Source organism: Wolbachia endosymbiont (group A) of Lypha dubia (genome assembly GCF_964028575.1).
GTDB classification, from domain to species: domain Bacteria; phylum Pseudomonadota; class Alphaproteobacteria; order Rickettsiales; family Anaplasmataceae; genus Wolbachia; species Wolbachia pipientis.
Map to the genome: position 1 here is coordinate 1,231,649 of NZ_OZ034796.1, position 26,892 is coordinate 1,258,540.

Sequence of the window (26,892 nt, forward strand, 5' to 3'; positions counted from 1 at the left end):
TTGACAGAAAGTTCAAACCCATATAAAATGTCCTTATTTCTTATATGTTAGGTATAGTATCAATTGCCTCAGATCATGCTGGTTATGAATTAAAATCAGAAATAAAACCTTACCTGGAAGCCCTAGGTTACAGAGTAGTAGATCAAGGCTGCACTGCTAAGCAAAAGTGTGTAGATTACCCAAACTATGCTGTTAAAGTTGTAGAAGATATAACAAGCAAAAAAGCAAATTATGGGATATTAATTTGTGGTACAGGTTTGGGCATGAGTACTGTGGCAAATCGTTTTGAAGGAATCTACGCTGCTTTGTGTAATAGTGTTGAAATCGCAAAATTAGCTCGCGAGCATGGCAACGCAAATGTACTGTGTCTTGGTGCAGGATTTACTGCGAGTGGATTAGCAAAAGACATAGTCAAACAATTCCTCGAAACAGAATTTTCAAAAGAAAGCAGACATAAAAAACGCCTTGATAAACTCAGCAATATAACCTCTAAGAAAAAAAAAACAAAAACTTATAACGAAGATGAAATATCAAAATTCGCTAAAATGGCAGGCCAGTGGTGGGATGAGAACGGCAAATTCAAACCATTGCACATGATGAATCCTGTTAGAGTATCTTACATTATTGAGAAAATAAAAGAGTTAAAAAAATGCAATTTGAAAGAATTATCATTGCTTGATGTTGGATGCGGTGGTGGCATTTTGTCAGAGTCAATGGCACGCGTTGGCATTAACGTTGTGGGAATAGATGTATGTGAAGAAAACATAAAAGTAGCGCATTCACATGCAAAAAAAGTAGGGTTAAATATAGAATATATACACACCAGCATTGAAGAGCTAAGCAATGACAAGAAGTACGACGTGGTTCTGTTGATGGAAGTAGTTGAACATGTGGATAATTTAGAGCTTTTCATGAAAAAAGCGATAGAACTGCTAAAACCGGAGGGGTTAATCTTTATATCCACAATAAATAGAACTATTAAATCCTTTTGTCTTGCAATAATTGGTGCAGAGTACATATTAAATTGGCTGCCAAAAGGTACACATAACTGGAATAAATTTCTCAAGCCGTCAGAAATTGCAAATCACTTAAGAGAAAATAATGTAACGCTGCAAAACATGGCTGGCATGGAGTACAACGTAATAAAGCGTGAGTGGAATCTAACTAAAGGCGTGGATGTTAATTATATACTCTGCGGTTTGTTAGATTTAACTCTATAAAAGCACCATTTTCACTTCCAATACTTTGAAGGATCTTGGCCAGCTTTTATACAGTAGCCTTTATTAGTTAGCGCCCAACCGGAACGACAAGCATAACCTGTACCTACACGTTCATATCCAGGAGCAGCAACACACTTTCCATTCTCCAAGGTTTGACCTTTAAAAAGACAACAAACTTCTTTTTCTGTTACCTTTGTTACAATTTGAGGAGCACCAAAAAACACAGCAACAAACATACCCAGTGCGAAAAGTGCAGGCCAAGGCATTCTGCCAAATATTGCAAGTAAGCTTGAACCAATTATTACCACTGTAATCATTGGTCCACCTATTCCATGAACGTAACCTATTACATTACACATTACATCTGTTGCTCCATCAGCGTGTGCATCAAATGCATAGAAAACTATAAATAGAATTACAAGAAAATTTCCCATTGTTCTTTCAATAATCATGCCTGATTGTTTCTTATTTTAATAAAATTTCAGTAAATAGCTTTTTTCAAAAATTATGCTTAACCCAATCAATATTTATTTATTACTGCCTTTTTAATACTATAATTAACTCAGTTGATTTTTATCAAAATGCTAAACCATGGAACAATTCGAGAACTTTTACATCACCACGCCAGTATATTACGTAAACGATAAGCCGCATATTGGTCATGCATACACTTCTCTCTTGTGTGACGTGGTGGCAAGGTTCATGAAACTAGCTGGGAAAAATGTCAAATTTACCACCGGTACAGATGAACATGGACAAAAAATAGAAAAAGCAGCTAAAGCAAAGGAAATGCAGCCAAAAGAATTTACAGATGAAGTGAGCGTTTCATTTAAAGAATTGGCTAAGTTCATGAATTTTGAGTATGACGATTTTATTCGCACTACGGAGGAACGTCACAAAAAAGCAGTTATAGCTTTATGGAATAGACTTGAAGAGAGAGGGCAAATATATTTGGATTCCTATTCGGGTTGGTATTCAGTTCGTGATGAAGCATTTTATCAGGAATCAGAGCTGATAGATGGCAAAGCACCAACAGGCGCAGAAGTTCAGTGGATAAAAGAAGAGAGCTACTTTTTTCGCTTGTCAAACTGGCAAGACAAATTACTGGAACTCTATAAAAATCAGCCAAGTTTTATCTTTCCTGAGAGCAGAAGAAATGAAGTGATATCGTTTGTAAGATCAGGGCTCATTGACCTCTCAATCTCTCGTACTAGTTTTAACTGGGGAATAAAAGTACCAGGTAATGACAAACACGTAATCTATGTCTGGATAGATGCATTAACCAATTATCTTACATCAATAGGTTTCCCTAGTACTGAAGGTGAGGAATATAAGAGGTTTTGGGCAGAACCAGAAACACAGATTCCAGTGTCAAGCACTGGAATGACACCAAACCAAGGGAAAACGCAGATTCCAGTGTCAAGCGCTGCAAACCTAGCTGACAACTCTTTCAACGTTCATGTAATCGGTAAAGACATATTGCGCTTTCATGCTGTATATTGGCCAGCGATTCTCCTTGCAGCAGACCTGCCACTGCCAAAACAAATTGCAGTTCATGGTTGGTGGTTGAACGAGGGAGAGAAAATATCCAAGTCCCTTGGTAATGTCATAGATCCAATTGGCCTCGCTCAAGAGTTTGGTGTTGATCAGCTACGCTATTTTCTCCTCAGGGAAGCAAGCTTCGGCCAAGATGGCAACTTTAGTAAGAAAAATATGATCAGCCGGATAAATTCAGAACTGGCAAACAACATAGGCAATTTAGTGCAAAGAACAATTTCATTTTTACACAAGCAATGTTCTGGAATTGTACCAACAATCGATCAAAGCCTACTTAAAGGTGAAGAAAGTCTTCCAGGTTGCAAAGCTATACTCGATCAAGTGATGAATCACCTATCAAAGTATGAATTTAACCATATCATACTTCTAATCATCAACATCTCTTCTGAAGCAAATGCCTACATAGACAAAAGTGCACCCTGGACACTAAGCAAAACTGACAGAGAGCGCATGAATTTAGTAATTTACAAGTTACTGGAATATATCAGGATAATAGGCATTTTATTGCAGCCAATTGTCCCGAGGTCAGCGGAAATGATACTTGATCAACTGCAAATTCCGAAAGAACAACGAGATTTAAAATCTCTGTGCAACGCATGCGTAAGCTTAGGCATTACGCTGCCTAAACCTACGCCGGTTTTTTTGAGGGTTGATGCTAAAGAGGAGAAATAGTGTAAAAACTATTTCTCCTGGATGGGATTATCTTTAGTTAACAACGGTGCACACCGCTGTCTACATATTCAAGTTAGGTGGCAAGTGCCTTAGTTACTTTAGCACAATATGGTTTAGTAACATCAGCACCTATCACTACTACTTCAGTAATTGCCGACTTAACCTTTCCTAGGCTCCATGCAAACCAGCCTTGACCATTTTCTTCTTTAGTTGGCTGACTTTCTGGGCTAGAAATCTCAGTACCTTTTTCATCACCAGATTCTGCATCATAAAATACATCCTGATCCTCAGAAAGACTCATTAAATACCTTTTAGCAGCATCAACATTTAAATGATCAGGTTGCTTAGGAACGTTATCAATATTCATCTGATTTTCCTGGCTAGGAGTCTCAGTTTTTAAATTTTCTTGTGTAGCCACATTCTTTTTTTCATCAGTTTGCTCTCTTAAAAATTGCCTTACCATCTTCTGTTTTTCTCTAAACAAAAAATCAAATAATATTGGAGAAAGCTCTAGCTTTGCCCCCTCTGGAATAACAATACCATTACCTTGAGATTCACTTGAAAGTTGACTAGCACCACTTGCTTGATCTGCCTTATTACCAAACATCAAGTTTTTAGCACTATCCCAGTATGATGAAAATTTTTCTGAAACCCATGAAAATCCTATTCTAGTTGATGGCATAGCATTATAAACACCTTTTAAGCTATTTCCAACAGCATTAGAAGCATTACTAAGCTTTTCTTTCACTGACTTAGTTGATGGTATATGATTGTAAATATATTTGCTAGAATACAAAACACCATTAACTGTTTCTTTTACAAGCCGATACGATGCGTTCCCAGCAGTGTTCAAACCATGTACAGCATTATCAACAACCGCTACTTTTAATGCGTCTTCTTCTATCTTTTTATCTTTTTCTGTGATAAGTTTTTTTTGCTCAACAATAGTTTTGCCTTTACCTTTTATCTCTTCCACTTGCTTAGCGAGTTGATCATCTTTCTTAGAAATTGTTTGCTTTTGAGCTTTTACTTCATTTTTTAACTCAGAAATTTCCTGCTTTTGAGTTTGTACTTGATTTTTTAACTCAGAAATTTCCTGCTCTTGAGCTTTCATTTCATTTTTTAACTCAGAAATAGTTTTGTTCTTACTAACTGCTGCATACGAAAGTGCAATAGCTACAGCAGAAAATACAGCACCACCAATAATAAATGGAAGGCCAACACTTAATGCTGCAACTGGAGCTAAGAAACCAATATAAGGAGCTGCAGCAAACACTCCAGATGCTAATAAAGTGAAAGTAGCCAGAGTTCCAGCTATATAATAGGGTACATTGTTTTTATTCATCATCTCACGTATTATAAAATATAATACCATTATAAAAGGATTTTTAAGAAGTTGTCAAGCTATCTTTACATAAAAAAAATTTGATAAACTTGGGAACAAGAAGATTGCTGCCAAGCTATGAACTATGCCTTTCCGTGTAATCTTTAAATGCACCTCTGTTAGAGTCAAAATATAGCTTCACACTGCCAATTGGTCCATTTCTCTGCTTTGCAATAATGAGCTCTGCAATGTTTCTAATTTTTTCCATTTTCTCTTGCCATTCCCGATGTTTATTGTTTCCTTCATTTGGCTGTTTTCTTAGTTCATAATACTCTTCTCTATAGAGAAACATTACTATATCTGCGTCTTGCTCTATGCTCCCTGAATCACGTAAATCAGAAAGTTGTGGTTTTTTATCATCCCTCTGCTCAACAGAACGAGAGAGCTGAGATAGTGCAACAATGGGAATATTTAGCTCCTTTGCAATTGCTTTCAAACCCTGCGTCACTTCCGAGATTTCTTGCACTCTATTTTCATTACTCCTTTTTGTTGTTCCTCTGATTAGCTGCAAATAATCAATGAATACCACTTCTACATTATATAATTGATACAGCAAGCGTATTCTGGTGCGAAGGGCACTAATTGATAGCGCAGGGGTGTCATCTATGATGAAAGGCAGTTCAGATAATTCTGTACTAGTATTGATAAATTCATGCAATTCAAAATCACTAATTCTCCCGGTTAATGCCTTATAATAACTAATTCCTGAATCTATAGTGATCAGCCTTGCAGTTAATTGCTCTGCTGACATTTCAAGCGAGAAAAACGCTACATAGTGTTGCTTATCTGCTCTTTTTTGCAACATCTTACAAGCATTAAGTGCGATGTTTAGCGCCAATGCTGTTTTACCCATAGAAGGCCTTGCAGCTAAAATTAATAAATCAGATTTTTGTAGACCACCAAGAAGCTGATTTAGATCTTGAAGTCCGGTTGTAACGCCTAGCGCTTCTGGATTATTTTTCAGTGTGCTGATCTTCTCAACTACATCTTTAATTGAACTTGCAAGTTTTATATATGTTTTCTCACCTTGTTTTTTTACTGCCAAATTGAACAATTTTGTCATTGCTTGTTCAATTTGCGCCTGTGCAGGATTTTCAATATCGTAGTTGTAGCTATCACCAACTATTTCTTGCCCGAGCTTGATTAAACATCTCCTTAAGTAAGTATCACGGATTATTCTAGTCAAACTATAAATATCAAGTGCAATACTTGCCTTCGCTGCAAGCTTTGCTAAGTACTCTACCCCACCACATTCGGTAAACGCTTGGTCGTTCTCAAAAAACATTTTGAGGCTCAGTTCATTGGCAACTATACCGTGTTTCCTGGTTTTAGATATTTGCGTAAAAATACTTTGATGCAGTGGATCATAGAAATTTTCTGCTGTAATTGTGTCTTCAACTGCATCACAGATTCTATTATCACGAATCATTGCACCAATAAGCATCTGTTCAGCTTCTAGATTATGCGGTAATTTACATATTTCCTTGTCTACACTTCTTGAACTGAGGAGATTGGCTAATTCATTCATTTTAAGTTTTGAGAGTAACTGTTGATTATTGTAGAATATTTAGTCCTCATTTGAAAGATGTAAAGGCAAAAAAATTTGACTAATTCCGTGTTGCCTATAGCATTAAAACTTAATGCCCCTGTGGTGGAATGGTAGACACGGCAGACTCAAAATCTGTTGCTTGCAAAAGCATGCTGGTTCAAGTCCGGCCAGGGGCACGTTAAATATTGGAAAGTATATATATGTTACATAAATTTTTTAATCGTTTATTTTCTATTTTTTCTTCTATAAATGTTATTCAAAAGGTAAAGAAAGATGAAAATGGGATATGTTATGTAACGGGCCTCAGGCGCTATATATCAGTATTGCTTGATTTGATTATTATCGTTTTGTTCTTGCAGTTTTGCAGCCAAGCCTTAAATCAGCTCTTTATGAACTCAGAGGATAGCAAAATATTAAGTCAAATTGCTGCAAAATACCAAATGCAAGTGCCACTGTCTATAGAAGAAAAGACAACGCAGAGTAGACTTGGTAAACTATGGATCCTAAATCAAATAGTCCAATTTATTATGCTCTTTTGCTATGTTACATATATGTGGGTAAAGTTTGCTACTACACCTGGAAAACTATTATTTGGGCTTAGAGTTGTGGATGCACAAACTTTCGAAAAGATGACCCTAAAACAAGCAACAAAGAGATTTTTTTCCTTTATATTGTCAATTGCACCATTGTTCTTGGGCTTTTTATGGTCAAATTTCAACAAACGCTGTCAAACTTGGCACGATAAGATCGCAGGCACAGTGGTTGTCACGAGTAAAAGCCTTAGAAGGCAGAGCTAAAAACTACTTGACACCCTTCGCCAGCCCCTTTATCATGATACTGAAGGTATTCATTTATCTTCAATCTGTGCAGATTAAACGACAACAGTATTACGTATTGGCGTCTTATTTTTAATTTTTTGCACTATGTGCATGCACTGGGATGACACCTCTGGGCACTGCCGTCGTAAAGGAACCAGTGTCAGCTACTCGTATGACAAAGGAGGACAGTGTCTCAGCTACTTTCATGACACCATTTGCTGTCTTTAAAAATGAATGTTCTTACAATTGTGCGTCATGCGCTTTATTAAATATTTTACTTAAAAATCTAATTTCTTATTATACAAGAGATAAGCAATTCATTGATGATGAAAAATTACAAAAAGGGGCATAGAAAGCGCCTAAGAGAGAAAATTATTTTAGATAATGGACAATCATTACTTGATTATGAAGTTTTAGAGCACATTTTATATTCAGCATATAGTAGAATTGATGTAAAACCGGTGGCAAAGAGTTTGATAGAAAGTTTTGGCAGCTTAAATAAAGTTTTTAATGCTGACCTGGAAGCGCTGCAAAACGTTGATGATGTCAGCAATGCAGCGATATCTGCCATCTTTTGTGTAAAACAAGCCTTTGTTCGTTCTGCAAGAGAAGAAATAAAAAACCTGCCTGTAATCGATAACTGGGAAAAATTGCTTGATTATTTAAGAATAAGTATAGGAAGCCTCAATAAGGAAAATTTTCGTGTCATCTATATGAATAAAAAGTATCGTCTAATAGCGGAAGACCTGCAAAATATTGGTACAGTAGATCAAACTCCTCTTTATGTCAGAGAGATCATCAAGCGCGCACTTTTGATTGGTTCAACATCCATTGTAATATCTCACAATCATCCAAGCGGAGATACACAACCTTCAAATAGCGATATATCTCTCACTAGACAACTAGCAGAAGCTTGCCAAAGTATAGGAATAGAATTAATAGACCACAGTATTATTACATTCAGTAGCTATTTTAGTTTCAAGGAAAATAGGTTGTTGTGAAAGCCTTTATAGCTACAGTAACTTAGATTTACCGACAATCGTCATTCCGCTACGTGTTAGCGGCTAAGAGATACCGTGAATGAATCGCGGTATGACGTAGATTGCTGTCATCCCGCTGCTTGTTAGCGGCTGAGATACCGCCGCGGTATAGTAACTCGTCATCCCGCTACGTGTTAGCGGCGCGGTGGTATGACGGTAAGATTTATTGTGGCATGATGGTGTAGTATAATGTTGATAAACCTCAGTTACTTTAGCTATAAACGATTAAGATGAAGTTATCATATATCTATATACTTACAAATAAAGCTAATAGCACATTATATATTGGTGTAACTGCAAATTTGATCAAGAGGATTTGGGAACACAAAAACAAAATTGTTTCAGGTTTTACATCAAGATATAATGTAAATAAACTTGTATATTTTGAAGAGTTTGAAGATATAAGTTTAGCTATTGCAAGAGAAAGGCGCCTGAAAGAATGGCCAAGGCAGTGGAAAATTAATTTGATCAATCAAAAGAATCCTAGCTGGGTTGACTTATATTACTTAGCTTTAAGATAGCTATGCTGAGATCCCGCTAACACGTAGCGGGATGACGAGAAAGGAGTGGCGGTATGACGGTTCGCGGCGGCATGACGATAAGCTCGTCCAAAAGAATCCTAGCTGGGTTGACTTATATTACTTAGCTTTAAGATAGCTATGCTGAGATCCCGCTAACACGTAGCGGGATGACGAGAAAGGAGTGGCGGTATGACGGTTCGCGGTGGTATGACGTAGTAGCTATTTCTTGCAATCAAGTTTCGTTAAAAGTCAGATTGAATGGTTAAATCTTCCACCCAAATAACCACGCACTCTACTTGCTTGTTTGGATATATTTCTTGTACTAAGGTTTTATAGATTAACATCTGTTTTTTTATTTCATTTAATAAGGAAACAGAAACGTTACGGTGTGATTTGTAGTCAATTATGATTGCTTTATCTTGCGTTATGCATAGCCTATCTAGTCGTACTAATACTGACTTGCCATCAATTGTTCCACTCAGTGTAATCTCTGATTTGCCTTCCAAGTCAAACAAATAGCCATATTTTTCATTAAAGGCTAATATTTTACTGTAAATTTCATCCTTATCTTCGCTGATGTTATCAAGGTATTTTCTGACCCAATTTTTTCTCCTTTCTTTTTCTATCTTGGGCATATACTGCAATATGCTGTGAATTATTAGGCCTCTTGTATAACCATCTGTCATCCAAGTAGCTGACACTGGGATCCATTCTGCTCCTTCTTTTTCACTGGATTCCAGCGTCACGCGCTGGGATGACACCGAAGAGTGGGCTAAAGCTGGTGGAAGGGAAATGACCGGAACGTCAAAGTAATCACGTTTTTTATAAATGTAAGGGTAGTTTGCATTCACGCATAATACTTCAACTTTTTCTTTAAATATTGGCCGTAAACCCCTTTGTTTCTTTTCATATGGTTCTCCATACTTAGTGATTAGATCATACCAAGAGCCCTTTTGCACTGGCTCTTTACTTAAGATGTATAACTCATCTTCAGCACGCGTGAGTGCTACGTATAATAAACGCAAATATTCATTATAATCCTCTAGTTTTTTCTCTCTTTTTACTTGATCGCAATAAGCGTTGTTGTTTTTTCCACACCAAAATGGTGCTTCCGTTCCATCAAAGATAATGCTTTCACTGTTTCTTGGCACTGTGTTTGTATCAACCAAAAATACTATGGGAGCTTGCAGACCTTTTGATTTGTGAATTGTCATTATTCGCACAGCATTGCGTTCTGATTGCATATCATTCTTAATCTCCGGATTATTCTCCTTGATCCATTGAACAAACGCTTGAAGAGATGGGTTTTCAAATTGCAACACGAGGTTCATAAATTCGTCTAGGACCTCAAAGCACTCAAGACCTAGCCTTGCAGCAAATTTCTTCTTACCTGTGCGCAATATATGTGTAAATAGTGCAAGAGGAGACTCTATGCGAGATAAGTTAATGAGATAGTTTAATTCACTATAGATAACCACAGAATAATCGTGAATTCTTTCCCATAGTGAATGCTCTTTACGGTCGTATGCAATGTTAAATAAATCATCCTCGGTAAAATTGAATAACGGTGATTTTAAAGCATTTGCAAGAGCTAAATCATTTGCTGGAAGGAGCAAAAACTCAGCCAAAGCTATTAAGTCCTGCACGGCTATATAGTCCATAATTCTAAAATAATCTCGGCCTACAACTGGCACGTTTGCTTTTTTAAGTTCGCTTATTATGTAATCAACTAACACGTTTCGTTGTCGTACCAGAACCATAATGTCTCTTGGCTCTATATGGCGATCTTTAGCGACTAAAATCCGCCCTTCGTTTAACCAATTGTGAATTCTGTTGGCTATTGTTTGAGCAAGTAATCGATCTGCTATTGTATAACCTTCCTTGCATGTTAGAGGAATTTGTAAAGCTTGCTGTTCTTCCTCTTTACACTTTGGTAACGCTGGCCAAATTTCAATATATCCTTGATCATTTTCTCTATGTGGAACATGTTTTATTTCATTATCAACAAAAGATATTTCTGCGCGGAAGTTGTTAAATATTCTATCTACAAGCATCAAAACTTCTGGAGTTGAACGAAATGACTTTTCAAGTTGGCATGATACCCAATCTCTGCCACCAGTTTTCGTATGAAAGTATTGTTGCATATAGTTGAATAGATGGGGATTTGCTCCTTGAAATCTGTATATGGATTGTTTTACGTCACCAACTACAAATAAGGTTCGCTTTTCATCATTACCGGCAAAAAATTCATCGCAGAGATTTGTTATAATTTTCCACTGGCTGATGCTATTGTCTTGTGCCTCATCAACAAGGATGTGATCTATTTTTTGATCCAAGTTAAACAATATCCAATCTTTATAGTTTGGATTGCTGAGAAGATTTGTTGCTAAGCCAATTATATCATTGTAGTCAAGCAGTGCATTTTTTGATTTTTCGCTACTGTATAGATCAACATATACTTTAAATATACCAAGTAAGCTACTGGTTCTCTTGAATATTTGATAAGAGTTCATGTCTCTTATATGGGTAAATACTACATTCTGAACGCTCTCTATTATTTGCTCTGCATCTTTGAATTTCTCCAAAATACTTTTTGTTGCAATGGATGATATGCTCTTTTTTTCGTGCGATTCTGATTTTAGAAATACCTTGGCTAGGTTTTCTATTTTGGTGTCATTCCACTTTATTCCGGTGTCATCCGAGTAGCTGACACTGGTTCTTTTTTTCTGGATTCCAGTGTCAAGCACTGGAATGACAGTAGAATAAAGTATTGCACTATAACTCTGATCTCTTTTACTGCCTTCACTTAATATCTCGGCTAGTCTTTCCACGTGCTCAATTGTTTCACTCTGTAAGTCATGAATTTCATCTGGGGCGCTCAATTTATCTTTGATATATTTCGAATCATTTGCTGACGCTGATCTTTTTACACATAAAGTATAAAGCAAATCGCGTAATTTATTTTCATCAATTTCAGTTGCAATAAGATTGATATCATCCTGCACAGTTTCGTTATGAAGCACTTTATTGAATATGATGGAATGTAATTCTTTACATTCACTCAGTGTACAATTTGGAGCAATGCCAGCTTCTATAGGAAAGCTGGAGATTAATTTGTAACAGAAAGCGTGTATGGTTTGTATAGTTAGACCAAGATTTTCCAGTTCAGAGAAAAGCCTTCTTGCTTTTGTTAAGTGACGATCAAGTGCTTCATTTTTTCTGGATCCCTCCGTTATCCCAGCACTCTCCTTTGTCATCCCAGTGCTTGACACTGGGATCCATTCTTCCTTTTTTCTGGATTCCAGCGTCACGCGCTGGAATGACACCGATTCCTCACTTAAATGCAAGAGGTCTAGTTGTTCCAGATCCATTATTAATTCACTCTCTGAGCATATTGCCCACTTACTGAGTATGCTGTGAATGCGATTCTCCATTTCGTTTGCTGCAGCATTGGTGAATGTTAAGCAAAGAATATTTCTTTTGTTTTCTAATAAAAGTCTCAATACTCTGTCTATTAAGATTTTTGTTTTGCCTGTACCAGCGGACGCATTTACCCACACAGAGAAATTAGGATTTATGGCATTTGATCTCATCAGAAGTGCGAGAACCTTATAAAAGTTGACTAGAATAGCATTATACATATAATGTAAAAATAGTGTTAGTGAAGATATATAATGAAAAGTTTTTGTGTAAAGGCGCCTGCAAAAATCAATCTTTTTTTGCATGTTGTAGACAAAAAAGAAACAGGGTATCACTTGATTGAAGGTTTATTTGTCTTTGCTAATCTCTCTAATTTTTTGGAAATAAAAGTAGGTGAGAAGGATTCTAGATACGATAACTCTACAGTTGAATTTATAAACTCCGAGTCTAAAATAAATAACCAATATAACACTGTAATGAAAGCGGTTAATCTGCTGCTTAGGCATGCTCCTGTACGCACTAAAGTCACTGTAAAGGTTGTAAAAAACATACCAATTGCTGCAGGACTTGGTAGCGGATCCTCAGATGCTGGAGCTGTGGTACGTACGCTAGGGAAGCTGTGGGAGATTGATAGGACGATTTTAAATGAAATAGCCTTAAACGTTGGTGCTGATGTTCCCGCAAGCGTAGATAGCAAGCCAGTTTTTGTTAGAGGTATTGGCGAAGAATTATGCCACATTAAAAAATTCTCTTTACCTACAAATGTGGTGCTTGTGAAACCGAAAAAAAGGTTTTTGAGTACACCAGAGGTATTTTCCAAACATGAAGGAAAATTTTCTGAGCCAATTAAATGGAGCGATGACGCTGAAAAGGATTTGTTGAAGCTTCTTAAAGAGACGAGAAACGATCTTCAAGAAATAGCAATAAGCTTTGTACCTGAAATTAAGGATGTGATATCAACACTTGAGTCACAAGAAGGCTCTATACTTTCTCGCATGTCAGGCAGTGGTGTATCATGTTTTGGAATATTCGATAGTGAGGAAAATGCAAAAGCTGCTGCAGTTAATATCGGAAAAAAGCAACCAGAATGGTGGGTATGTGACACTCAATTAATAGTTTGACTTATGCCCTTAATTTCCGAGAATAAAAATCTTATAAATGGTTACAGGGAAGGAAAATTTTTGGTGAATAATAGAGAATATTGCGGCTCAATTATAATTTTTCCTGAAAAGGTGATTAAATTGAAAGAAAGTGATATAAATAGCAAGGAACATTTTAAATCTTTTTTAACAGAGGAAATAGAAATTTTGATAATAGGTACTGGTAAAACACGCAATATACCAAGTTCTTCAGTGAAGTCCTATCTTATGGAACAAAAAGGTTTAAATTTTGAATTTATGACAACCGGTGCAGCATGCAGAACCCATAACGTTTTAATATCCGAAGATAGATTTGTTGTCAGTTATCTAATAGCCATATAGCATGTTTGAAATGTTTACCCAGGACTTTTTCATCAATAGTCTAGTTGCAGTAGTTGTAATTAGCCTAGTAACAGGCGCTTTAGGATCGTTTATGATATGGCAAAGGTTATCTTATCTTGGTGATAGTTTGTCCCATTCTTCGTTGCTTGGTGTTGCACTTGCTTTAATCTTTAAGATTAGCCCATCGCTTAGCATAATGCTCATTGCAATTACATTTGCTATACTACTTTCTCTTAATTTTAACAGATTATATTCTGCTGATACGATATTGAACATTGTTACCAATGTAGTTTTATCATCGAGTTTAATACTTATGTCTTTTCTTCCATCTGGCAATAATAGTATTATTAGCTCACTGTTTGGTGATATATTAACGCTCGATCAAAGTGATATAGTATTGATTTTTTTAACCTCTGCAGTAGTTACTTTGATATTAATATTTAGATGGCGTTATTGGTTAATGATTTCAATTAATCAAGATTTAGCAGTAGTTGAAAAAATTAATGTTACCTTTGTTAGACTAGAATTTTTAATCACTCTTGCTATATTTATAGCAATTGCTGCCCAACTAATAGGAATATTACTCATTGCTGCATTTTTGCTAATACCAGCAGCATCTGCAAGGCTCATTTCGAAAACTCCAATGCAGATGATTATTGTTGCAACAGTTTTTTCTGTGATCTCTGGGATATCAGGTCTCATGTTATCTGCAAGTTTTGATTTGTTAACTGGACCTGCAATTATACTTGTTGCAGCGGTATATTTAATTATCGCTTATTTTATAAGGCTAGTATTAAGCAGGTTGGCTTAATTTTGATCTCGAATGTTAATAATTTTGTAATATACTCATTATAAAACATCACTATTTTAGCACAAAATAGTTTTTGCTATACTATTATTTATATGCTAATGATAAGTTGTTAATTTTATGGAGTAAGCAATATGAGCGAAGAAGGATTTTTTTCCAAATATATATCTCAACCTGTGAAAAAATTTTATAATTATATTACAGGAAAAACAGAAGAGTCGGATAATGTGCAGAGTACGGCAGATGATATTGTACAAGAAAGCTCAGAGTCTTTGGACACTCATGTACAATCAAATGAGAATGATATCATATAGGTGGCATGAGGGTTACACCATCCAAAGTTAAAAGATTCCTAGAGAAACCTGATGCTTTACGTGGTGTGTTAATTCATGGAAGTGATAACAGTAGGGTTGATTTTTATGTACAAGAAATAATTGCTAATTTGGGTGAGTATTCAGTTCAGGTGATGGATTTTGCAATAGTGAATAAGTCACCCAGTTTACTGTTTTCTGAATTGGCAAACGTTTCGATGTTTACCAGCAAAAAATTAATTAAGCTGATAAATGTGAGTGGAGGTATATCCAAGGAGTTAAAAAATGTATTGGATTATAACGCAAGTGGTCATTATGTAATGATGGTAGCAAATGATCTTCCATATAATTCTGCGACTAAAAGTTATATGGAGAGTTCAAAAATTTTTGGTGTGATTGCTTGCTATAAAGACAGCAACAGCAATCTTTATGATATTATATCAAGTTACTTAAAACAAAATGATATAAAATGCACAAATGAGATAATCTACCATTTGCAATCTTACTTTAATCATAGCAAGCTGCCTATATGTTCAGAACTTGAGAAGTTAGTTTTATACTTAGGGGAGAGAAAAGACCTAAAACTTACTGATATAGAATTATGCTTTTCAACTTCCGGCAACGACTATGCTACACTTGATGATCTATGCTCTGCCATAGCAAGTAAAGATATGTCGCGTTTCATTAGAATTTCTGATGCATTGATATCGCAAGAAAATTTTTCACCGATAGCACTAATTCGCATTATATCAAATTATTTCCTACGCCTTGAAAACGTTTTGCTGTCAGTGCAAGGTGGAATGAGTGAGCAGGCTGCGATTGATCAGCTAAGCCCTCCATTGTTTTTTAAACAATTGCAGAGTTTTAAATCTCATTTGAAAAGTTTGCAACTTTCAGAACTTAAGAAGATCTTGGAAAAATTGATAAGCTTAGAAGTTACCTGTAAAAAAACTGATTTAGATCATAAAATGATTTTTCAACATGCACTGACGGGTAGCTGACTACTCGGATCCAGCCTTTCTTATAATTTCATCAAAATGTTGTATTTTAACATAAAATAGCTGCTTTTATGCCTACCAAAATTCATTCTTTAGTGTGTGTCTCACAAGTATTCTTTGCTAATAGGATATTTTCGAATATAATTGAATATAACTAGATAAAAATACAGATATGTTTGACATTTCAAAAATTGTAATAACACCTGAAATGTTAAAATTAGTTGCTGAAATTGATGAATTTAAAGGAGCATGGCAATTGTTTGGTAATTTAGCTCCAGAACGTTTACAAATGCTCAAGAAAATTGCAACAATTGAAAGTATTGGTTCTTCTACTCGTATTGAAGGGGCAAGATTATCAGACCGTGAAGTTGAGCAATTACTATCCAAACTTGATACACGCTCATTTCGTTCTCTAGATGAACGAGAAATAGCCGGATATGCGTATGTGTGTGAAGAAGTATTTCAAAACTTTAACAAGATGCCATTTACAGAAAACACTATAAAACAGTTTCACATCTGGCTTTTACAATTTTCATATAAAGATCAAAGGCACATGGGAGAATATAAAAAATTCCCCAATCATGTTGAAGCGTTTGATGAATCTGGAAAAAGCTTGGGCATAGTTTTTGAAACAGCCTCTCCATTTGAGACAGCAACACAAATGCAAGAACTTATTTATTGGACTAGCCAGCAATTAGAGGTGAAATCGTTACACCCTCTATTAATTATTGGCATTTTTATAGTTACTTTTTTAGCTATTCATCCCTTCCAGGATGGAAATGGCAGATTATCACGCATTCTCACAACTTTCTTGTTACTAAAGTTAGGGTATATCTATGTACCTTACAGTTCCCTTGAAAGTATAATTGAAAGTAATAAGGAGAGTTACTACTTAGCTTTGCGTCGTACTCAACAATCCTTGAAGACGAGCAGCTATGATTTTAATCCATGGCTTATATTCTTTTTAAGGTCACTACAAAAGCAAAAATTTCATCTTGAACAAAAGGTGTCACATGAAAAAGTGTTAAATCTCTATTTACCACCACTTTCTGCTAAAGTATTAGCACTACTCAGCAAACATGGACGTCTTACAATTAAGGATTTGGAAAATATTACTAAAGCAAACTGCAATACCTTAAAGAAGCACGTATCTAATCTCGTAAAGAGTAATCACATCACTCAGCATGGAAAAGGCAAAGCAACCTGGTATGTAATATAGAGCTCAATAGGATATGTATTCATTTTGAATTGTTAAATTATTCAGCTATAGAATATAGATCACAGCTGTACAAACATTGTAGTTTGAGCCCACTAGATCCCAGTGCCCTATTCTTGTCATCCCAGTGCCTTCTCCTGTCATCCCAGTGCCCAGACACTGGGATCCAGAAAAGTTTGCTTGTAAGCAAGCAAATTAGCATAGAAAAACGTTTTCGATGAGATTGCAGAAAGGCTAGATTCCAGACTGGAATGACATCGTTCACTATGTACCATATTGCAATAGTTGTGGTCAAGGCACTGGGATCTGAAATTGCAGTGTTCGTACAGCTATAGAATATAGATCAGAAGTGACAGAGCTTAAAAAAAGGCCTAACATTCTTAATAAACGTAAAAAGCTTTATGAAAATCAGAGTTGGAGTAATAGGCTGCTTAGGCAGAATGGGCAAAAAAATACTCAATGAATTAATTACAAATACCAAAGTGGAAATAGCAGGTGCTGTTGCCCGTTCAGGCAGTAAGTACATAGATTCAGATATTGGACCAATTATAGCCAATCTAGGAATTAAAGTTACAAGTTCTATTAGTGGCATATTTGAGTCATCTGACGTTGTAATAGATTTTACAACTAAAGAATGTATGTTAGACTGCCTTAAAGCAGCTGTAAAATTTAAAACACCGCTGGTTAGTGGCACAACTGGAATAGAAGGTGTCGATTTGAAAGAATATGCTGCTGAAGTTCCAATATTATGGTCAGCAAATATGAGTGTTGGGGTTAATGTGTTGCTGAAATTGGTAAAAAAAGCTGCTGAGCTTTTAGGTAATGAATATGACGTTGAGATTTGGGAAATGCATCATAACTTAAAAAAGGATTCACCATCTGGAACAGCTATAGAACTTGGCAAAACAATTGCTAACGCTTCAAAAGTGGATTTTCAGTCCAATCAATATTTACATAGTGGTTCAAACATAAGGAAAAAGGGGGGAATAGGTTTTGCAGTATCTCGTGGAGGTGGAGTAATAGGAGATCACAGCGTGATGTTTGTTAATTCTGATGAACGGATAGAACTAAACCACAAAGCAATTGATCGCACAACATTTGCTAGAGGAGCTGTTCAAGCAGCAGTATGGCTATACGAAAATAAAAGAGAAATTCCGGGGCTCTATTCAATGCAGGATGTGATATGAGCAATACACGTGCCTCTGTTAAAGATTTAAATCTCTGGTACGGCTCTAAGCAAGTTTTATTCGATATAAATTTGAATATTTATAAAAGAAAAGTTACTACTTTTATCGGACCATCCGGGTGCGGTAAATCAACATTTTTGCGTTGTTTTAATCGTATGAATGACTATGTACCAGGTTGCAAAACTGTTGGTGAATTAGATATCGATGGGCTGGGTGATATATATTCACGCGATATGGATGTTGTACTACTTAGAGCAAAAGTTGGTATGGTATTTCAAAAGCCAAATCCTTTTCCAAAATCAATATATGATAATGTTGCTTGTGGGCCAAAATTGCATGGTATGGCGAAGGATAAGCAAAAATTGAATGAGATGGTGGAAAATAGTTTAACCAAGGTTGGTTTATGGGAAGAATTGAAGGACAGATTGCAAGATAGCGCACTCAATTTATCCGGTGGCCAACAACAGAGGCTATGCATCGCTCGCGCAATTGCAGTGAAGCCAACTATTTTATTAATGGATGAACCGTGCTCTGCTCTTGATCCAATGGCAACCAATGCAATCGAAAATCTTATACAAGAGCTGAAATTAAGATTTACTATAATTATGGTGACTCATTCAATGAAGCAAGCTAAGAAGTTATCTGATAGTGTAATTTTCTTTCATAATGGCAGAATTGTTGAGTCTGGAAGCACTCAAGAAATATTCGAAAATGCTCAATCTCCCTTAACAAAGGAGTATATCCTGGATCATTAAATTTCTGACCTTACCCAGAAAAAGTGGAGAGAAAGAAAAGAGTTTTTTTGGGTAAAATAAAATTTTGGAGGATTAGAAATGGTAAGAGAATATACAGCAGAATTCAAATTGGAAGCTGTTAAACTGGCAAATGAACAAAGAAAGGTAGGTCAACCAGTTGCAAAAGTAGCAAGAGATCTAGGAATAAGGGATAGTGTATTAGGAAAATGGATAAAGAAACACAACGAAAAAAAGTCGGCAGCAGATGCATTTCCAGGTAGAGGTAACATGGCTCCTTATGACAAAGAGAGGTTTGATTTACAAAGCAAGAGTAACAAGGGAAAGAGACATTTAAAAAAAAGCCCTGGCCAGTCAAAAAGAGTAAAATATTTTTTTATATAGTAACTGCTATAAAGTACAGGAATTATGTAGGATTTTCTGCTAGTGGCTACTATAAGTGGACCACAAGAAAAATAAGCAGTAGAGAATCAGCAAATAAAGAGCTACTCGAAGCTATTCAAAAAATATATCAAGTTTCTAAATGTATAGTACTTCCCAAAGTAAATGATAAAGGTATAATAAGCTATTTGAGTTATAATGGCGTATAGTGTGGATTTAAGGGAAAGGGCAGTATCGATGATAGAAAAAGGGAAGTCAAAGGTTGAGGTGGCAGAGCTTTTGGAGATAGGAATAGCAACTCTGTACCGCTGGTTAAGAAAGAAAGCCGCTGGTGAAAGCCTAAGGCCATCGAAAAACGGCAGCTTTATTCGAAAAATAGACCCAAAAATACTCGAAGAATATGTTAAAAAGAATCCAGATCATACGCTGGCAGAGATGAAACAAAATCTTGGATTTGGAATAAATTCAATTTGGTATAGGCTGAAACAGCTAAGAATTACTTTAAAAAAAAGTTACACTATATCAAGAGCGCAATCAAGAAGATAGGCAGCGATTTACCGATAAAATCTCAAAAATAGACCATTCCAGCATCTTATATATAGATGAAGCAGGAGTTGATAATAGGTTATACCGAGAGTATGGACGTGCTCCAATAGGAAAGAAAATTTATGCAGATATTCCAGGAAGAAAACGAGAGAGAATCAGTATAATAGGCGGGTGGATTGGAAAGAGATTTATTGCACCAATGACTTTCAAAGGTGGGTGTGACAAAGAGGTATTCAATACATGGTTAGAGAAGATGTTATTACCTAAATTGCCACATGGTACTACAATAGTTATGGACAATGCCACATTCCATAAAACTCCCAAAACAAAGGAGTTAATAGATAATGCTAGATGCCGTTTGCTCTATCTACCAACATATTCACCAGATTTGAACCCTATAGAGCATTGTTGGAATACCATCAAAAGCCGCCTCAGACCTTTAATGCATAAATATACAGACTTACAACTTTTGGTTGGTAATACCATAATGGAAATTTATCATTCATTTTAGAAAATACTATAGATATGGAACTCCTAAAATTCATGCTGAATTGAAGGCTTTGGGTAAAAGTTGCAATTTGAAAACGGTGCAAAGTATTATGCAGAAAAATGACATCAGGGCTATACTGAAAAGAAAGTTTAAAATTAAAAAACAACAAACAGATAATAGAGCTGTAGCTCCCAATATACTAGATCAAAACTTTATTGTTGATCAACCAAATAAAGTATGGGATTACTTACATCAAAACCAAGGAGGGATGGCTATATTTGGCAGCAATAATTCTCACGTATGGTAGTTAATGAGCAGTTCAATAAATAAACAATTGGTTATGGACTCTTTATTAATGGCCATTAATAGGCGTAAACCTGTTAAAAATCTACTGCTGCACAGTGACCAAGGTTCACAATATACTGCGCAAGGGTATCAATATCTCTTAGCTGTAAAGAATATAGATGAGTAATAAAGGCTGTTGTTACGACAATTCTGTTGCAGAAAGCTTCTTTAGCTCATTGAAAAGAGAAATACTTATTGATACTTCACAACACTCTGCTCAACAAACTAGAACTGCAATATTTGAATACATAGAAATTTTTTATAACAAACAACGTCACTATTAACTATTGCATTCCAGAACAATTTGATGCATCATTCTTTTTGTAAAAAACATCCCAAACTTTCTCTCCACTTTTTCTGGGTAAGGTCACTTTTCCACTGATCATATTTAATCGCCATAACTTTATTCCTACTTTAACAATATTTTAATTATCATATATTATGGCAAGAAAGTCAACCCTACCTAATTTTGCTTAGTAAGCACACTAACTATGAAACAATCTATATTACCATCAAAAACAGAATTTATATTGCCCACTTCATGTCCGGTTCTTAAATCCTTCACCATTTGATATGGATGCATAACGTACGATCTGATCTGATTGCCCCAGCCTATATCGCATTTTTTACCATATTCTTCAGCCATTTTCTGTTCTTTTTTTTCCAGTTCAATTTGGTATAAACGTCCTTTAAGTAATTTCAATGCCTCATCTTTATTTCTGTGTTGAGAACGACCATTTTGGCATTGAACTACAACACCAGTTGGAATATGCGTAATGCGTACTGCACTTTCAGTTTTGTTCACATGCTGACCGCCTGCTCCGGAAGCACGGTAGGTGTCGATCTTTAGATCCTTTTCATCCACAGCAATATCAATTGAATCTTCTATCACTGGAGTTACTCCTACACTTGCAAAACTGGTATGACGTTTACCATTTGCATCAAATGGCGATATTCTAACCAGCCTGTGAATTCCACTTTCACTTTTTGCCCACCCATAAGCTTTTTCTCCAACGATTTTTATCATTGCAGACTTTATACCAACTGACTCTCCTTCTAATTTTTCTACAACTTCAACTTTAAAGTTGTGATAAATTTCTGCCCACCTTATATACATGCGCATCAGCATTTCAGCCCAATCATTGCTCTCGGTTCCGCCAGCTCCTGAGTGGATTTCTAAAAAGCAGTTATTATTATCTGCTTCACCAGTAAATAAGGACTCTGTTTCTTTATACTTGATTAATTTCTCTAGCTTAGCTAATTCATTTTCAACTTCAGAGAAAAATTCTTCATCATTTTCATCAATAGCAGACTTCATTAAGCTGATGGCATCGTTGTAATCGCTTTCCAGCTTTAAAAACGACTCTACGTCATTCTTAATTTTAGAACGTTCTTTTAAAACTTCTTGTGCTTTTTGGTTATCTTGCCATAGGTCATCATTCGACGCTTGGGAGTCAAGCTCTTCAAGACGCAACTTTAATTTTTCTATGTCAAAGACACCTCCTGATAAGAGAAATACTTTTATTTAAGCTTTGAAAGTGTTCAAGAATTTCTGGATAAGTTTTCATTATACTTTAGATTTTAATATATTTACTATCAATAACAATAACAGTAAACAAAATAGAAATTTAACCATATGATAGTTAATTTAAATAATTTCATTATACTTTAATGTTTAAGGAAATCAAGCGCGTATATTTATTAAAAAACAAGGTAAAGTAATGAATATTGAAATAAGTTCCCATTATGGTTTAGACAAAAAGGCTATTGATGACTTAATAGAGTCACTTGATAACGAGGAGCTAGAGAATGTTCGTAATATTGTAAAAACGATAGACAGTGTTCAGTTAGCTTATTTTTTATCTACTTCGATCAGTGATCACAGGGAGAAATTAGTTAATATCCTCGATCAACATTTGTTAAGTGATGCCCTAGTGCATGTAGTGCCAGATTTACAAATAGAGATCATAGAAACATTGGGAATAGAAAATACAGCAAAGTTACTAATGCTCCTTGATGTAGAAGATATAGTAACCATAGTGAAAGATTTAGATAGAAAGTCTGTAGAAAATATACTTTACTATTTGCCCAGCAAAACTCAGAAATCGGTAGAGGAGTTGCTATCATATCCAGAAGAAAGTGCAGGAAGGTTAATACATAAAGATATGGTTATAGCTCCATATTATTGGACAATAAATCAACTGACAGAATTTGTGTGCAACTATAAAAAAATACCAGAAAAATTTCACCAGATATTCATTATTAACTCAAAATTAGAGCCTATAGGCAGTGTTAATTTAAATAAGGTAATATCTCACTCAGGAGACACAATAATAAAAGAGATAATGGATCATGACATAAAAATCATTAAAACTGGAATAGACCAAGAGGAAGTAGCAAGAATATTTAAAGATTACTCTCTATTATCGGCTCCGGTAGTAAATAAGAATGGTAAAATTATTGGTGTGATCTTAATTGAAGATGTGATAAAAGTTGTTCAACAAGAAACAGAAGAGGATGTACTCAAAATAAGCGGTGTATCTTCTAAAGCCGATATAAATGCCCCTATACATAAAACTATAATTAAAAGGCTACCTTGGTTACTGTTTAACCTCTTAGCTGCAACAATGTGTTCCATAGTAGTTGGCTTTTTCGATGATGTAATAAAAAGTTTTATAGTGCTGCCAATAATCATGCCGATAATTGCATCAATGAGCGGAAATGCAGGATCCCAAACAGTAACGCTAACCATCCGGGCAATCGCAACAAAATATCTAACTGAGCAAAATGCAAAAAGAATACTGATGAAAGAATTTTTAATAGGTCTTATAAACGGGGTGATCTTATCTACTATTTCATTAGTAGTGTTAGCAATAAGGTTTCACAACTTCAAAGTGGAGATGATTTTTGTGGTCTCCATGATTATGATGTCAATTATTGCAACGTTCATCGGAACTTTCATTCCTATAATGCTTCACCGTTTAAAGTCTGACCCTGCAGTTTCTTCTTCAATCCTAACATCGGCAACAACTGATATTCTCTCAGCTCTTATATTTCTTGGTTTAGCTACGATCTTTTTATTAAATAGCTAATACTATCTATAGCTATACCGCCGCGAACCGTCATACCGCGATTCATTCGCGGTATCTCTTAGCATAGATCCCGCTAACAAGTAGCGGGATGACGAGAAAGGGGCTACTTGGATGACATTCTTCCTGGTGTGCCCAAATCACAATGTTCGTACATCTGTGGATTTATTCGCGGTATAGATTCCGCTAACGAGTAGCGGAATGACGGTTTTTCAAATTGTCGTAAGTCAGTTTAGCTATAATATCAAATTTTACCAACTATTTCTTTCTATTAAATAAGAATAAATTGCCTATACAAAAATAGATTGGCAATATTTCAAGTCTGCCAAGCAGCATTAAAAACGATAGAAATAATTTTACTTCATTACTGAAAGAGGAATAATTACCCGAAGGACCTATTAAATTACTAAATCCCGGGCCAGAGTTTGTAAGCGTTGCAGAGACTGAACTGATGCTAGTTATAAAGTCTGCATTGCTTAAGTAAGACATCACTATTGATGAAATGGTAAACGTTAACATGAAAATTGCAAAAAATATAAAGACAGAGTGAACTTCATCATTCTCCAGGGTTTTTCCATTGAATTTTACTCCATTGTCTGCATCAGGGTTTAATAAAAGGTAAAAGTAATTTCTTATAGACCTTAAAAGAACAATCAAGCGGAAGATTTTGACACCACCACTTGAAGAACCACTACATCCACCAACAAAGGTGAGAAAAAAAGCTAAGACTGAAATGAAACTCCAATCTATATGATTACAGATTGCATAACCAGTTGACGTAATCAAGGAAGTGATGGTAAATGTGCTGCATCTAAATGATAATGACACTCCTAAATCAACATTTTTATACAACCAAAAACAAGCAAATAAAGATGAAACAATAGCTATCTTAAAAAAGTAAGAGACCTGCTCATCATAGCAAATGTCTAACCGTCTTATGATTTTTAAATAGCTAAGAAAAGGCAGAGAACCCAAAATCATAAAAACGATCGTTATGGCTTCTAGTATGGGATTATTATAGTGCCCTATAGAATCATTATAGTTAGCAAATCCACCAGTTGATACAGCAGACATTCCGTGACATATTGCATCAAATAGTGGCATACCAGCTAGATAATAGGAAAATATACATAACAAAATTAAGCCATAATATATTGCCGTAACATGAATCACTACGCTTCGCGTATTCGGCAACTTCCTTTTGGTAGCATCTGAATACTCAGAATAAAGTAAATTATTTAGGCTGAGAACCTTAAACATAGGAAAAACTGCAATTCCTAAAGTGATTACACCAAAACCCCCCATGCCATGTAGCATTGCTCTCCATAGCAGTATTCCTGGAGATTGTTTTTCAATATCATTAAATATAGTTGCTCCTGTGGTTGTGATGCCAGATATCGTTTCAAACAATGCATCAACATAGCTCAGATTATCAAAATAGAAAGGAATAGCTGCAAACAGAGACAAGGCAATCCAGGTGCAACTAGTAATCGCAAAAATTGCTGGCATTCCATGCAATCTACTTAATTTACCGAGTAAAATAAAAATTGCGCCAGATGTGCAGGTAATTATGAATCCAGCGAGGAAATTTTTCCATTCGTAGCTGAGATACTTATTGGTAATAGCAGGAATAAGCATTGCTAAGCTAAACAGCAATAGGAATATTCCCACAATAAATGCAATTGAACGCAAATTTTGTAAACGTTGATGATTTTTCATAGAATTACTTCCTCGCTATACAAAGCCATAAAAGCTACTCTAACGTCAAGCATTTTGTTGGCTTTTATTAACAGTTATTAACAATATACTTGATTTACTTGTAAATATGTGTGATAATTAAATTTTTATTAGAGGTAAGATATGGTTGAATTAACTGATATACAAACAAACATTCAAAACTCATTAATACAAGCAATCTTGTGTGGCAATCTTCTAGAAGTCCAGAACATGTTCAAAGATAGTGAAGATAGTAATATACAAAAAATTTTGAGACTTGAGTGGATTTCTAATGAACTCAGAAATACCGTTTTAAGGGTTGCTATTGACTCTTATAACATTCAAGATCAAGAGAAAGCTATAGAGATCATTGAACTAATTTGGCAGAAAGCTGATCAAAGAACTCGTGATTTTTTGTGTAGTGCAGAATACGATTCAGCAGAAGGTGGTAGTGTTAGCACAATAAATATGCTTAGAGACCTGCAAGGGCAAGGAAGGACCAACGATTCTAATAACGGATTTGTTCTTGGAGAAGTTATTCAAGAAATGGAAGAGCACAAGAGGGTAATGGGTCTTGATTCCAACTTACAAGAAGCAATAGAAGACCTTGATGTTAATCGAGTTAAAGCAGTATTAGAGAATTGTGGTGCAGATGCAGCAAGGGTTTTAGAGCGATGTGTATATTGGGATGATGGAAGCGTAGATGCCCTTTTAGTTTATCCTCTGCTGGTTAACTATGATAGAGAATTGAACCAAGAAGATGTGGAAAAGATAAAAGAAAGCTTTAAATTAATGTTTGATGCTGCTTCTCCAGGGCTCCTTGGGTTCGAGCCCAATGAAAATAACTATGTAATGGATAAACTTACATGTGCACAAAAACGTTTTGCTAAAATACCTGGAGTAGGTGAGCAATGCTTTCAAGATTTGATTCAAGAATTTGAGGAAAAACTTAGTAAAAATGAACTAGATAATGCCAAGACTGATGATCAGATAGCATGGGATAAAGAGTATGCGACTCGATTTTCACAAGAAATCAATCAGGATCCGTCTGAGAATGATGATCTTAACTTTATAGATGACACTGATCTAGATCAAAACACCGTAAACTCTGCACCAACTGCAGACAACAAAACCCCAGAAAAAAACGATACAAACTTCTGGAGTGAACACAAAGGGAAGATCGCTCTAGGCGTTACTGGACTATGCGTAGCTGGTGCTGTTGCAGCCTATATGCTAGCGTATCCTGTAGTTGCACTGGCTTTAACAGTTTTGGCAGCAGTTATATTAATGGGTGCTGGTATTGCTAAGGTTTTAGAAGATCCAAGTGTAGAAAAAACGTTTACACAACAACAAAAAGCATAACGTTAATAATGTCATCCCAGCGCGCCGTG

The 26,892-nt window shown here is 35.6% G+C and carries 29 protein-coding genes and 1 tRNA gene; 24 read left to right on the top strand and 6 right to left on the bottom strand.

The annotated features are described in order from the left end of the window. Positions 1-44 precede the first annotated feature (44 nt). The gene (gene ubiG / locus ABWU72_RS06205; RefSeq protein ID WP_015589098.1) at positions 45-1,220 is read left to right on the top strand and encodes a bifunctional 2-polyprenyl-6-hydroxyphenol methylase/3-demethylubiquinol 3-O-methyltransferase UbiG; all 1,176 of its coding nucleotides are present in this window, start codon (positions 45-47) and stop codon (positions 1,218-1,220) included. An 11-nt stretch (positions 1,221-1,231) separates the two neighbouring features. On the opposite strand, the gene ABWU72_RS06210 is transcribed toward ubiG, so the two are convergent. After that, the gene (locus ABWU72_RS06210; RefSeq protein WP_155968346.1) at positions 1,232-1,672 is read right to left on the bottom strand and encodes a TrbC/VirB2 family protein; all 441 of its coding nucleotides are present in this window, start codon (positions 1,670-1,672) and stop codon (positions 1,232-1,234) included. A 139-nt stretch (positions 1,673-1,811) separates the two neighbouring features. Between ABWU72_RS06210 and metG the strand changes: the two genes are divergently transcribed. Continuing rightward, positions 1,812-3,449, top strand: a complete 1,638-nt coding sequence (metG, locus tag ABWU72_RS06215; RefSeq protein WP_155968348.1) for a methionine--tRNA ligase — start codon at positions 1,812-1,814, stop codon at positions 3,447-3,449. 73 nt (positions 3,450-3,522) lie between these two features. Here the strand turns inward: metG and ABWU72_RS06220 are convergent, their stop codons facing one another. Together ABWU72_RS06220 and ABWU72_RS06225 are read right to left on the bottom strand one after the other, a co-directional pair. Further along, entirely contained in the window at positions 3,523-4,824 is a 1,302-nt protein-coding gene (locus tag ABWU72_RS06220; RefSeq protein ID WP_231115862.1) for a hypothetical protein, read from the bottom strand. An 85-nt stretch (positions 4,825-4,909) separates the two neighbouring features. Continuing rightward, positions 4,910-6,361 (bottom strand): replicative DNA helicase, encoded by a 1,452-nt coding sequence (locus tag ABWU72_RS06225; RefSeq protein ID WP_015589094.1) that lies wholly within the window; start codon positions 6,359-6,361, stop codon positions 4,910-4,912. A 114-nt stretch (positions 6,362-6,475) separates the two neighbouring features. Between ABWU72_RS06225 and ABWU72_RS06230 the strand changes: the two genes are divergently transcribed. The 5 genes from ABWU72_RS06230 to ABWU72_RS06250 all read left to right on the top strand — a co-directional run bounded on the left by ABWU72_RS06230 (position 6,476) and on the right by ABWU72_RS06250 (position 8,761). Further along, a tRNA-Leu gene (locus tag ABWU72_RS06230) sits at positions 6,476-6,558 on the top strand. A gap of 24 nt (positions 6,559-6,582) precedes the next feature. Continuing rightward, positions 6,583-7,179 (top strand): RDD family protein, encoded by a 597-nt coding sequence (locus ABWU72_RS06235; protein ID WP_155968350.1) that lies wholly within the window; start codon positions 6,583-6,585, stop codon positions 7,177-7,179. Between the two features lie 178 nt (positions 7,180-7,357). Next, entirely contained in the window at positions 7,358-7,552 is a 195-nt protein-coding gene (locus ABWU72_RS06240; protein ID WP_155968352.1) for a hypothetical protein, read from the top strand. Then, entirely contained in the window at positions 7,527-8,201 is a 675-nt protein-coding gene (radC, locus tag ABWU72_RS06245; RefSeq protein ID WP_353284064.1) for a RadC family protein, read from the top strand. The genes ABWU72_RS06240 and radC overlap by 26 nt, the downstream gene beginning before the upstream one ends. A gap of 269 nt (positions 8,202-8,470) precedes the next feature. Continuing rightward, entirely contained in the window at positions 8,471-8,761 is a 291-nt protein-coding gene (locus ABWU72_RS06250; RefSeq protein WP_007549156.1) for a GIY-YIG nuclease family protein, read from the top strand. A gap of 242 nt (positions 8,762-9,003) precedes the next feature. Here the strand turns inward: ABWU72_RS06250 and ABWU72_RS06255 are convergent, their stop codons facing one another. After that, positions 9,004-12,354 carry a UvrD-helicase domain-containing protein gene (locus tag ABWU72_RS06255; RefSeq protein ID WP_353283981.1) on the bottom strand — a complete coding sequence of 1,117 codons (3,351 nt, stop codon included), beginning with the start codon at positions 12,352-12,354 and terminating at the stop codon, positions 9,004-9,006. A gap of 81 nt (positions 12,355-12,435) precedes the next feature. On the opposite strand from ABWU72_RS06255, the gene ABWU72_RS06260 reads away from it, so the two are divergent. From ABWU72_RS06260 to ABWU72_RS06330, 15 genes are all read left to right on the top strand, one after another. Next, complete coding sequence (locus tag ABWU72_RS06260; protein WP_006280386.1) at positions 12,436-13,302, top strand: 4-(cytidine 5'-diphospho)-2-C-methyl-D-erythritol kinase; 867 nt, start codon at positions 12,436-12,438, stop codon at positions 13,300-13,302. Between the two features lie 3 nt (positions 13,303-13,305). Next, on the top strand, positions 13,306-13,662 hold the full coding sequence (locus tag ABWU72_RS06265; RefSeq protein WP_155968358.1) for an Mth938-like domain-containing protein: 357 nt from the start codon (positions 13,306-13,308) through the stop codon (positions 13,660-13,662). Between the two features lies 1 nt (position 13,663). Continuing rightward, positions 13,664-14,473, top strand: coding sequence for a metal ABC transporter permease (locus ABWU72_RS06270; protein WP_049973644.1), 810 nt, complete (start codon positions 13,664-13,666; stop codon positions 14,471-14,473). Positions 14,474-14,604: 131 nt separating this feature from the next. Then, on the top strand, positions 14,605-14,784 hold the full coding sequence (locus ABWU72_RS06275) for a hypothetical protein (protein WP_007548716.1): 180 nt from the start codon (positions 14,605-14,607) through the stop codon (positions 14,782-14,784). 5 nt (positions 14,785-14,789) lie between these two features. Then, a complete protein-coding gene (gene holA / locus ABWU72_RS06280) occupies positions 14,790-15,782 on the top strand; it encodes a DNA polymerase III subunit delta (protein WP_155968360.1) in 993 nt (330 codons plus the stop codon). A gap of 169 nt (positions 15,783-15,951) precedes the next feature. Further along, positions 15,952-16,998 (top strand): Fic family protein, encoded by a 1,047-nt coding sequence (locus tag ABWU72_RS06285; protein WP_010082541.1) that lies wholly within the window; start codon positions 15,952-15,954, stop codon positions 16,996-16,998. 83 nt (positions 16,999-17,081) lie between these two features. Next, positions 17,082-17,216 carry a hypothetical protein gene (locus ABWU72_RS06290; protein WP_265031904.1) on the top strand — a complete coding sequence of 45 codons (135 nt, stop codon included), beginning with the start codon at positions 17,082-17,084 and terminating at the stop codon, positions 17,214-17,216. 180 nt (positions 17,217-17,396) lie between these two features. Next, positions 17,397-18,182 carry a 4-hydroxy-tetrahydrodipicolinate reductase gene (gene dapB, locus ABWU72_RS06295; RefSeq protein ID WP_010962542.1) on the top strand — a complete coding sequence of 262 codons (786 nt, stop codon included), beginning with the start codon at positions 17,397-17,399 and terminating at the stop codon, positions 18,180-18,182. After that, complete coding sequence (pstB, locus tag ABWU72_RS06300) at positions 18,179-18,937, top strand: phosphate ABC transporter ATP-binding protein PstB (protein WP_006280935.1); 759 nt, start codon at positions 18,179-18,181, stop codon at positions 18,935-18,937. Before dapB ends, pstB begins: the two co-directional genes overlap by 4 nt. A 78-nt stretch (positions 18,938-19,015) precedes the next feature. Next, positions 19,016-19,318 carry a transposase gene (locus ABWU72_RS06305; RefSeq protein WP_213863658.1) on the top strand — a complete coding sequence of 101 codons (303 nt, stop codon included), beginning with the start codon at positions 19,016-19,018 and terminating at the stop codon, positions 19,316-19,318. Between the two features lie 195 nt (positions 19,319-19,513). Beyond that, positions 19,514-19,861, top strand: coding sequence for an IS630 transposase-related protein (locus tag ABWU72_RS06310; protein WP_155968342.1), 348 nt, complete (start codon positions 19,514-19,516; stop codon positions 19,859-19,861). Between the two features lie 28 nt (positions 19,862-19,889). After that, positions 19,890-20,372 (top strand): IS630 family transposase, encoded by a 483-nt coding sequence (locus ABWU72_RS06315; RefSeq protein WP_231115908.1) that lies wholly within the window; start codon positions 19,890-19,892, stop codon positions 20,370-20,372. 49 nt (positions 20,373-20,421) lie between these two features. Beyond that, the gene (locus ABWU72_RS06320) at positions 20,422-20,658 is read left to right on the top strand and encodes a transposase (RefSeq protein ID WP_353284065.1); all 237 of its coding nucleotides are present in this window, start codon (positions 20,422-20,424) and stop codon (positions 20,656-20,658) included. Positions 20,659-20,661: 3 nt separating this feature from the next. Next, positions 20,662-20,823 carry a DDE-type integrase/transposase/recombinase gene (locus tag ABWU72_RS06325; RefSeq protein WP_153296788.1) on the top strand — a complete coding sequence of 54 codons (162 nt, stop codon included), beginning with the start codon at positions 20,662-20,664 and terminating at the stop codon, positions 20,821-20,823. Next, on the top strand, positions 20,816-20,980 hold the full coding sequence (locus ABWU72_RS06330; protein WP_010082072.1) for an IS3 family transposase: 165 nt from the start codon (positions 20,816-20,818) through the stop codon (positions 20,978-20,980). The genes ABWU72_RS06325 and ABWU72_RS06330 overlap by 8 nt, the downstream gene beginning before the upstream one ends. Before the next feature lie 179 nt (positions 20,981-21,159). On the opposite strand, the gene prfB is transcribed toward ABWU72_RS06330, so the two are convergent. Continuing rightward, positions 21,160-22,264, bottom strand: a protein-coding gene (prfB, locus tag ABWU72_RS06335) for a peptide chain release factor 2 (RefSeq protein ID WP_141456981.1) whose coding sequence is annotated in 2 segments (ribosomal slippage) — positions 21,160-22,188 and positions 22,190-22,264 — 1,104 coding nt in all. Because the reading frame shifts where the segments join, the coding sequence is not laid out codon by codon here. A 153-nt stretch (positions 22,265-22,417) separates the two neighbouring features. Between prfB and mgtE the strand changes: the two genes are divergently transcribed. Continuing rightward, entirely contained in the window at positions 22,418-23,788 is a 1,371-nt protein-coding gene (gene mgtE / locus ABWU72_RS06340; protein ID WP_155968906.1) for a magnesium transporter, read from the top strand. A gap of 255 nt (positions 23,789-24,043) precedes the next feature. Here the strand turns inward: mgtE and ABWU72_RS06345 are convergent, their stop codons facing one another. Next, positions 24,044-25,504, bottom strand: a complete 1,461-nt coding sequence (locus ABWU72_RS06345; protein ID WP_353283982.1) for a TrkH family potassium uptake protein — start codon at positions 25,502-25,504, stop codon at positions 24,044-24,046. Between the two features lie 141 nt (positions 25,505-25,645). Between ABWU72_RS06345 and ABWU72_RS06350 the strand changes: the two genes are divergently transcribed. Continuing rightward, positions 25,646-26,863, top strand: a complete 1,218-nt coding sequence (locus ABWU72_RS06350) for a hypothetical protein (RefSeq protein WP_155968902.1) — start codon at positions 25,646-25,648, stop codon at positions 26,861-26,863. The last annotated feature ends 29 nt before the right edge of the window (positions 26,864-26,892 follow it).